Source organism: Micromonospora aurantiaca ATCC 27029 (assembly GCF_000145235.1).
GTDB classification, from domain to species: domain Bacteria; phylum Actinomycetota; class Actinomycetes; order Mycobacteriales; family Micromonosporaceae; genus Micromonospora; species Micromonospora aurantiaca.
On sequence record NC_014391.1, the window covers coordinates 2,724,481 to 2,734,914 of the forward strand.

General features: G+C 76.9%; 1 protein-coding gene. It reads left to right on the plus strand.

Annotated features, from left to right (window positions below):
• Positions 1-261 precede the first annotated feature (261 nt).
• Positions 262-10,401: a type I polyketide synthase gene (locus tag MICAU_RS12305; RefSeq protein WP_013285634.1), complete on the plus strand. Its 10,140-nt coding sequence runs from the start codon at positions 262-264 to the stop codon at positions 10,399-10,401.
• Positions 10,402-10,434: the final 33 nt, after the last annotated feature.

Below are 10,434 nucleotides of genomic sequence, written 5' to 3' on the forward strand. Positions count from 1 at the left end.
GTGCGCCGCACCGCTCGCAGGGCGGGTCGGCCCAGCCTGCGCCCCCGCCACCTAGGGGCACCCGTAGGGGCACGCTAGGGGTTGTGACCGCCGTCCGGCGACAATTACCTTTCGTCCGGCGCGTAAGACCTGGTGGGGGGCTGAAACGCCATTTTGTCTGGCAATTCGTGGTCGGCTGAATGGGTTTGGATCTTCGCGGCTTGTGGCGTCCGTGGACGGTATTGGGTCGCTGTTTCTCTCCGACCCGAAGAGGTGGCGTCAATGGCGACTGAAGATACGCTCCGGGAGTACCTGAAATGGGTGACGGCGGACCTTCACCAGACCCGGAGGAAGCTCGGCGAGCTTGAGGCGGCCAGCCGCGAGCCGATCGCCATCGTCGGCATGGCCTGCCGCTTCCCGGGCGGGGTGGGCTCGCCCGAGGAACTGTGGGAGCTCGTCGACTCCCGCCGCGACGCCTACTCCGCGTTCCCCGCCGACCGCGGCTGGGACCTGGCGCGGCTGTTCCACCCGGACCCCGACCATCCCGGCACGTCGTACGTCGCCGAGGGCGGCTTCGTCGACTCCGCCACCGAGTTCGACGCCGCGTTCTTCGGCATCTCGCCGCGCGAGGCGCTGGCCATGGACCCCCAGCAGCGGCTGCTGCTGGAGACCTCGTGGGAGGCGTTCGAGCACGCCGGCATCGACCCCTCGACGCTGCGAGGCCACCAGGTCGGGGTGTTCGCCAGCACCACCGGCCAGGACTACGTGGGGCTGCTTCAGCAGCCGCCACCCGGCACCGAGGGCTACATCCTCACCGGCACCGCGGCCAGCGTCGTGTCCGGCCGGATCTCGTACGCGCTCGGCATCGAGGGGCCCGCCGTCACCGTCGACACCGCCTGCTCGTCGTCGCTGGTCGCGCTGCACCTGGCCTGCCAGGCGCTGCGGCAGGGCGAGTGCACCCTGGCGCTGGCCGGCGGCGCCACCGTCATGTCCACCCCGTCCGCGTTCATCGGCTTCAGCCGCCAGCGCGGCCTGGCCCTGGACGGCCGGGTCAAGTCGTTCGCCGCCGCTGCCGACGGCACCGCCTGGGGCGAGGGGGCCGGCCTGCTGCTCGTCGAGCGGCTCTCCGACGCCCGCCGCAACGGCCACCCCGTGCTCGCGGTCGTACGCGGCAGCGCCGTCAACTCCGACGGCGCGAGCAACGGCCTGACCGCCCCCAACGGCCCGTCCCAGCAGCGGGTAGTGCTCCAGGCGCTGGCCAGCGCCCGGCTCGCGCCCGAGCAGGTCGACGTCGTGGAGGCGCACGGCACCGGCACCACCCTCGGCGACCCGATCGAGGCGCAGGCGCTGCTGTCGACGTACGGGCAGGGCCGGCCGGCCGACCAACCGCTCTGGCTCGGCTCGGTCAAGTCGAACATCGGCCACACCCAGGCCGCCGCCGGCGTGGCCGGCGTGATCAAGATGGTGATGGCGTTGCGGCACGACACCGTGCCCGCCACCCTGCACGTCGACGAGCCCACCCCCAACGTGGACTGGACGGCCGGCGCGGTCGCGCTGGCCACCGAGCCGCGGCCGTGGCCCGCCGGGGAGCGGCCCCGCCGCGCCGGCATCTCCTCCTTCGGCATGAGCGGCACCAACGCCCACGTGATCATCGAGGAGGCACCCGCCGCCGACCCGGCCCCGGCGGACGCCCCGGACGGCTCCGCCTCCGAGACCGACCCGGTCACGGCGCCCGGCACCGCCCCGGTCGACGGGGCCGGACTCGTGCCGGTGCTGGTCTCCGCCCGCGACGCCGGATCCCTGACCGCGCAGGCCACCCGCTGGGCCGACTGGCTCGACGACCGCCCCGGGCTGCGGCTGACCGACGTCGGCTGGTCGTCGGCGAGCACCCGGGCCGGCCTGGAGCACCGCGCCGTGCTGCTCGCCACCGACCGCGCCGACCTGGCCGCCGCCCTGCGCGCGCTGGCCGCCGGCGGCGACGCCCCGGGCCTGGTCACCGGCGCGGGTCCGCGCGGCGGCAAGCTCGCGTTCCTCTTCTCCGGCCAGGGCGCGCAGCGCAGCGGCATGGGCCGCGAGCTGGCCGCCGCGTTCCCCGTCTTCGACCGGGCACTGGCCGAGGTCTGCGCCGAGCTGGACCGGCACCTGCCCCGCCCGCTCGCCCCGGTGCTCTTCGCGCCCGAGGGCGACGAGGCGGCCGGGCTGCTCAACCAGACCCTCTACACCCAGGCCGGTCTGTTCGCCGTCGAGGTCGCGCTGTTCCGGCTCCTGGAGAGCTGGGGGGTCGTCCCGGACGTGCTGCTCGGCCACTCGATCGGCGAGCTCTCCGCCGCGCACGCGGCCGGCGTGCTGTCGCTGCCCGACGCCGCCACGCTGGTGGCCGCCCGGGGCCGGCTGATGCAGGCCCTGCCGGCCGGCGGCGCGATGCTGGCCGTCCAGCTCCCCGCCGACGCCGTCCGGTCCGCTCTGGCCGACGTCGAGGACCGGGTCGCCGTGGCCGCCGTCAACGGGCCCACCGCCGTCGTCGTCTCCGGCGCCGCCGACGCCGTCGAGGAACTCGAACGCCGCTGGGCCGACCAGGGCGTACGCACCAGGCCGCTGCGGGTCAGCCACGCCTTCCACAGCCCGCTGATGGAACCGATGCTCGCCGAGTTCGCCGCCGTGGTGCGCCGGCTGGAGCTGCACCCGCCGGCGCTGCCGATCGTGTCGAACCTGACCGGCGCCGTCGCCGACCCCGACGAGATCCGCACCGCCGAGTACTGGGTGCGGCACGTGCGGGAGGCGGTCCGCTTCGCCGACGGCGTCGAGCAGCTACGCGCCCTGGGCGTGCGTACGTTCCTGGAGGTCGGCCCCAGCGGAGTGCTCACCGCGCTGACCCGCGACGTCCTGGCCGACGACGAGACCTCCGCCGTGGCGCTGCTGCGCCGCGACCGCCCCGAGCCCACGTCGGCGCTCACCGCCCTCGCCGAGCTGCACGTCGGCGGGGTGGAGGTCGCCTGGACGAGGCTGTACGCGGGAGCCGACACCGCGCGGGTGCCGCTGCCCGGGTACGCCTTCCGCCGCCGGCGCTTCTGGCCCGAGCCGCCGCCCGCCGGCCCCGGCACCGCGTCCTCCGACGGCGACGACGAATTCTGGACCGCCCTGGAGCAGGCGGACGTCGACACGCTGCGCGGCGAGCTGGGCGACGACGAGCAGGTACGGGCGCTGCTGCCGACCCTGCCCGCGCTGTCCTCCTGGCGTCGGTCCCGGCGGGAACGCTCCCTCGTGGACGGGTGGTCGTACCAGGTGAGCTGGCAGCCCGTGCCGGTCGAGGACGGCGACGCCCCGGCGGGCCGCTGGCTGGTTGTGCTGCCCGCCGAGGACGCGCCGGCGTGGGCCGACGGCCTGGCCGGGCTCTTCGGCGACGCCGAGCCGCTGGTGCTGCGCGTCGGCGCCGCGGACCTGGACCGCGCGGCGCTCGCCGCCCGGCTCCGGATGCTGACCGGCGACCGCGGTGTCGACGGCGTGCTCGCCGTCGTCGCCGGCCAGGACCGGCTGCTGCCCGAGCACCCCGGCGTGACCCTCGCCGCCGCCGGCACCCTCGCCCTCGTCCAGGCGATGACCGACCTGGACCTGGTGGCGCCGCTGTGGTGCGTCACCAGCGGCGCGGTGGCGGCGGCCCCGGGCGACCGGGTCGCGCACCCGCTGCAGACCGAGGTCTGGGGCCTCGGCCGCGCGGCGGCCGTCGAGCAACCGCACCGCTGGGGCGGCCTGGTCGACGTGCCGGCCACCGTCGACGCCGCCATCACCCGGCGGCTCGCCGCCGTGCTGGCCGGCCACAGCGGCGAGGACCAGGTGGCCGTGCGCCCCGGCGGAACCTGGGCCCGGAGGCTCACGCCGGCCCCGCCGACGACCGACGAGAACCCCGCCGGCGACTGGTGGTCCGGCGCCGTCCTGGTCACCGGCGGCACCGGCGCCCTCGGCGGCCACGTCACCCGCTGGCTGCTCGACCGGGGCGCCGGGCGGGTGGTCCTGGCCAGCCGCCGGGGCGCCGCCGCCCCCGCCGTGGCGGACCTGCTCGACCGGTACGGCGCCGACGGGCGGGTCACCGCCGCCACCTGCGACGTCACCGACCGGCGGTCCGTGGCGGACCTGGTCGGCTCGCTGCCCGACCTGACGGCGGTCGTGCACGCCGCCGGCACCGACCAGCTCACCCCGATCACCGACACCACCCTCGACGAGTTCTCCCACGTCGTCGCGGGCAAGGTGCTCGGCGCCCTGCACCTCGACGCCTGCCTCGCCGAGCGCGACCTCGCCGCGTTCGTCATGTTCTCCTCCATCTCCGGCGTGTGGGGCAGCGCCGGGCAGTGCGCGTACGGCGCCGGCAACTCTCTGCTGGACGGCCTGGCCGTCAACCGGCGCGACCGGGGCCTGCCGGCCACCGCCGTGTCCTGGACGGCCTGGGGCGGCGCTCACGGCATGGCCGCCGAGAACGTCGCCACCGAGCAGCTCAACCGGATGGGCCTGCCGCCCGTCGACCCGGAGAAGGCGCTCGTCGCCCTCGACCGGGCGCTGCGCCGGCCCACGCCCTGCGTGACAGTCGCCGACGTCGACTGGAGCCGGTTCCACCCCGCGTTCACAGTGGCCCGGCCCAGCCCGTTCCTCGGCGACCTGCCGCAGGTGCGGGCGCTCGTCGCAGAGGAGGAGGCCGCCACGCCGGCGGACGGGGTCGCCGCGCCACTGCGCCACCTCGCGGCGCTCCCGGCCGCGGAGCAGGAGCGGGAGCTGCTGCGCCTGGTCAACGAGCAGACCGCGGCGGTGCTGGGCCACGCCACCCCCGACGAGCTGCGCGGCCGCCCGTTCAAGGACCTCGGCTTCGACTCGCTGACCGCCGTGGACTTCCGGGGACGGTTGAACGCGGCCACCGGCCTGCGGCTGCCCACCACACTGGTCTTCGACTACCCGACCCCCGCCGAGCTGGCCGCGCACCTGCGCGAGCTGGTCTCCGGCGCCGCCCCGGCCGCCGCCCCGCAGACCGTCGTCGTCGATGCCGACGAGCCCGTCGCGATCGTCGGCATGGCCTGCCGCTACCCCGGCGGCGTCGACGGGCCGGAGGCGTTCTGGCGGCTCGTCGCCGACGGCGTGGACGCCATCTCGCCGTTCCCCACCGACCGGGGCTGGGAGATACCCGAGCCGGCCGAGGGGACGCACCCGCCGGCGGGCGGCTTCCTCCACGACGTGGCGGACTTCGACCCCGCCTTCTTCGAGATCTCGCCCCGCGAGGCCCTCGCCATGGACCCGCAGCAGCGGCTCACCCTGGAGACGTCCTGGGAGGCACTGGAGCGGGCCGGGGTGGACCCCGCGTCGCTGCGCGGCAGCCGTACGGGCGTCTTCGTGGGCGCTTCCACCTCCGGCTACGGCACGGGCCTGACCGAGGTCCCCGAGGGCGTCGAGGGCTACCTGATGACGGGCGCCGCGCACAGCGTCATCTCCGGCCGGGTCGCGTACGCCCTCGGGCTGGAGGGCCCCGCCGTCACCGTCGACACCGCCTGCTCCTCGTCGCTGGTGGCGCTGCACCTCGCCGGGGCGGCGCTGCGGCGCGGCGAGTGCGACCTGGCGCTGGCCGGCGGCGTGGCCGTGATGGCCACCCCGACGGCGTTCCAGGAGTTCTCCCGCCAGGGCGGCCTCGCCTCCGACGGGCGGTGCAAGTCCTTCGCCGCGACGGCGGACGGCACCGGCTGGTCCGAGGGCGTCGGCATGCTGCTCGTGCAGCGGCTCTCCGACGCCCGGCGGCAGGGCCGCCGCGTCCTCGCCGTCGTCCGCGGCTCCGCCGTCAACTCCGACGGCGCGTCGAACGGCCTGACCGCCCCCAACGGCCCCTCCCAGCAGCGGGTGATCCGGCAGGCGCTGGCCGGCGCCGGGCTGGCGGTCACCGACGTGGACGTCGTCGAGGCGCACGGCACCGGCACCGTCCTCGGTGACCCGATCGAGGCGCAGGCGCTGCTGGCGACGTACGGGCAGGACCGGGGCGACGCCGGCCCGTTGCTGCTGGGCTCGGTCAAGTCGAACATGGGCCACGCGCAGGCCGCGGCCGGTGTGGCCGGCGTGATCAAGGTGGTGCTGGCGATGCGGGAGGGGACCGTACCGGCGACGCTGCACGTGGACGAGCCGTCGCCGCACATCGACTGGTCGGCCGGCGACGTGGAGCTGGTGACCCGGTCCCGGCCGTGGCCGGCCGCCGACCGGCCCCGCCGCGCGGCGGTCTCCTCGTTCGGCATCTCCGGCACGAACGCCCACGTGGTCGTCGAGCTGCCCACCGACGCGCCCGCCGACGCCGAGCCGGGCGACGCACCGATGCCGCCCGCAGCCGCTGCGGAGGGGGAACGCGCCGCCGGGCTGCTCACCGCCGACGTGGTGGCCTGGCCCGTCTCGGCCCGCTCCACCTCGGCCCTGGCCGCGCAGGCGTCCCGGCTGGCCCGGCACCTGCGCGCGCACCCCGGCCTCGCCCCGGCGGCGGTCGGCTGGTCGCTCGCCGCGACCCGCTCGGCGTTCGACCGGCGCGCCGCCGTGCTCGGCGCGACCCCCGGCGAGCTGCTGGCCGGCCTGGACGCGCTCGCCGCCGGCACCCCGGCCGGCAACGTCGTGACCGGCACCGTCGCCAACCACGGCGCAGGCCCGGTGTTCGTCTTCCCGGGCGCCACCCCGGCGGGGGCGGTGACCGCACTGGTGGGCCGCTGCCCGGTCTTCGACGACACCCTCGCCGAGTGCCGGCAGGCCCTCGCGCCCTGGGTCGACGTCGATCCGGCCGCCCTGCTCACCGGCGCGGACGCCTCCTGGGGCGAGCGGCCGGAGCTGGCCCGGCCCGTGCTGTTCGCCGTCGGGGTGGCGCTCGCCGCCGTCTGGCGGCACGCCGGCGTCACCCCCGCCGCTGTCGTCGGCACCGGCGACGGCGAGGTCGTGGCCGCGTACGTGGCGGGCCTGCTGTCCCTGCCCGACGCCGCCCGCACGGTGGCGTTGCGGGCCCGCGCCGCCGCCGGCCACCTGGACCACGACGGCCTCCGCGCCGCCCTCGCGGGGCTCGCCCCGCAGCCGGGGACCGCCCGGCTGGCCTCCACGTTCACCGGCGACTGGGCCGATTCGGCCCGCCTCGGTGTCGACCACTGGGCCGACCTGAGCGGCCTTGGTGTCGACCGGGCGGGCCCCGGTGCCGACCCGGCCGGCGTCGGAGCGGCGCCGACCGCCTCCGGTGCCGACCGCCCGGCCGATATCGCCGGGGGACCGGAGCGGCTCGACGCCGCCCTGCGCGCCGCCGTCGCGGCCGGACACGTGACATTCGTGGAGATCTCGCCGGAGCCGGCGCTGACCGACCGGGTCGCCGCCGTCCTCGACGCGACCGGCGTCACCGGCCACGTCCTGGAGACCCTCGCCGGGTCGGACGACGCCGCCACCCGGCTGCTGACCGGCCTCGCCACCGCGCACACCCTCGGCCTGGCGGTGGACCACCGCCGGCTGCTGCCCGAGGCCGAGCCCGTCGACCTGCCCACGTACGCCTTCGACCGGAACCGCTTCTGGCTGGAGCGCACCGGCGCGCACCGCTCGGTCCTGCCCGCAGTGGGCCTCGACGTGGTCGACCACCCGCTGCTCAGCGCGGTGGCCGACCTGCCCGGCGACGAGGGCCTGCTGTTCACCGGCCGGATCACCCTCGCCACCCACCCCTGGCTCGCCGACCACGCCGTGCTGGGCACGGTGCTGCTGCCCGGCACAGCCCTGGTGGAGCTCGCGTCCTGGACCGGCCGGCAGGCCGGCACGGCGACCGTCGCCGAGCTGAACCTGGAGGCGCCGCTGGCGATCCCCACCGAGGGCGGAATCGACCTGCGGGTCCGCGTCGGCCCGCCGGACGAGACCGGGCACCGGCCCGTCGCCGTCCACACCCGGCGCGACGACGACACCGGACCCGACGGTTCCCGGGCCTGGCAGCGGCACGCCTCCGGCCAGCTCGCCGACACCGTCGACCCGGACCCCGTGCCGGCCGCCGTGTGGCCGCCCGCCGACGCCGAGCCGATCGCCCTCGACGGGCTCTACGCCCGGCTCGCCGCCCAGGGCTACCACTACGGCCCCACCTTCCGGGCGCTGCGCGCCGCCTGGCGCTCGGGCCGGGACATCCTCGCCGAGGTCGCCCTGGACGCCGACGCGTCCACCGACACCACGGCCTTCTCCGTGCACCCGGCCCTGATGGACGCGGCGCTGCACGCCATCGGCGCCAGCGCCACGGACGGCGCCACCGACGCCACGGCCGGCGACCCCGCCGGTGGCGCGTCGGGCACCGAGGGCGGCCCCGACATCCGCCCGGGCCTGCCGTTCACCTGGTCGGGCGTCACCATCCGACCCACCCGCGCCCGCGAACTGCGGATCCGGCTGCGCGCCACCGACGCCGGCTCCGTGGCCCTGACCGTGACCGACACCGGCGCCACCCCGGTCGCCTCCGTCGACGGTCTGGTCCTGCGGCCCATCTCCGGCGAGCAGCTCAGCGCCGCCCGCCGCTCGGCCAGCCGGTCCCTGCACCGCCTCGACTGGGTCGCCCCCGCCACCGGCCGCGCCGACGCCACCTCCCGGCTCGTCGTCCTCGGCGCCGACTGGCCCGGCGCCGACCGGCACCCGGACCTGTCGACGCTCGTCGCCGACGTACGCGCTGGTGCCGCCGCACCCGACGCGGTGGTGGTGACCTGCGCCGGAACCGCCGCCGGCGAGCCACACCCGGCCGCCCAGGCGCACCGGGTCGCCCACCGGATGCTCGCGCTGGCCCAGCAGTGGCTCGCCGAGGAGTCCCTGACCGCCGCCCGGCTGGTGGTGGTCACCCGCGGCGCGGTCCGGGTCGACCCGGACGAGCGGATCGCCGACGTGCCGGCCGCCACCGCCTGGGGCCTGCTGCGCTCCGCCCAGTCGGAGAACCCCGACCGGATCGTGCTCCTCGACGTCGACGACGACGCCCCGGCCGCCGCGCTGCTGCCGGCGGCCCTGGCCACGGGCGAACCCCAGCTCGCCGTACGTGCCGGGCAGCTCCGGGTGCCCCGGCTGACCCGGCTCGGCCCGCCCCCGGCCGAGGCGCCCGGCCCCGACCTGGCTGCCGGCACCGTTCTGGTGACCGGGGCGACCGGTCTGCTCGGGCGGCTCGTGGCACGGCGGCTCGTCACCCGCCACGACGTACGGCACCTGCTGCTGGTCAGCCGCAGCGGGGCGGACGCACCGGGCGTCGCCGCGCTGGTCGACGACCTGGCCGGGCTGGGTGCCACCGCCCGGGTGGCCGCCTGCGACGTCACCGACCGCGACGCGCTCGCCCTGCTGGTCGATGAGCTCCCCGCCGACCAGCCGCTGACCGGCGTGGTGCACGCCGCCGGGGTACTCGACGACGGCGTCCTGCCCGCGCTCACCCCGGAGCGCTTCGACGCCGTGCTGCGTCCCAAGGTCGACGCGGCGTGGCACCTGCACGAGCTGACCGAGAAGCTGGACCTGGCCGCGTTCGTGCTCTTCTCCTCGGCGGCCGGCCTGTTCGGCGGCCCCGGGCAGGCCAACCACGCGGCGGCGAACTGCTTCCTCGACGCCCTCGCCCAGCACCGGCGCGACCGGGGACTCCCGGCGCTCTCGCTGGCCTGGGGCCCGTGGGTGAACGACACCGGCGACGGGCGGACCGGGCACGTCGACGAGGCCCGGATGAACCGGGGCGGCTTCGTGCCGCTCGGCGCCGAGGAGGGCATGGACCTGTTCAGCGAGGCCCTGCGCTTCGCCGAGCCGGTGGTCGTACCGGTCAACCTGGACCTCGCGTTGATCGGCCGGCACGGGCCGGCGGCGGTCCCGCCGGTGCTGCGGTCGCTGGTCCGGCCGGCGACGACCGGCGCGGTACGGGCCGCCGAACGCGATCCGGCCGAGGCGCTGCGGGAGACCCTCGCCGCCACGGCGGAGGCCGACCGCGACCAGGTGCTCTCCGATCTGGTCCGCACCCACGCCGCCGCGGTCCTCGGCTACGCGTCGATCCGCTCGATCGACGTCGAGCGCGGCTTCGTCGAGCTGGGCTTCGACTCGCTGACCGCGGTCGAGTTCCGCAACCGGCTCAACGCGGCCACCGGGCTGCGGCTGCCGTCCACGCTGATCTACGACCGGCCGACCACGGCCGCGCTGGTCGAGTACCTGCGGGGCGCGCTGCTGGCGGAGCGGAGCACCTCCGCGCTGACGGTGCTCGGCGAGCTGAACAAGCTGGAGCACGCCATGCGGGCGGTGGCCTCTGCCGACACCGACCGGGCCGCCGTCGGCGCCCGGCTGCGTGAACTGCTCTCCCTGTGGACCTACACCGAGTCCGGTGCGGACTCCGCCGCCGACGAGGGCGCCAGCCTCGAGTCGGCCTCCGCCGAGGAGATCTTCAGCCTGCTGGACGAAGAGTTCGGCTCGGCCTGACCGGCATGTCGCACACCTCGAACCCCGATACGG

What these genes read in the sequence shown, in the direction of transcription:
- MICAU_RS12305 (WP_013285634.1), top strand. Translation starts at nt 262, where the DNA reads ATGGCGACTGAAGATACGCTCCGGGAGTACCTGAAATGGGTGACGGCG.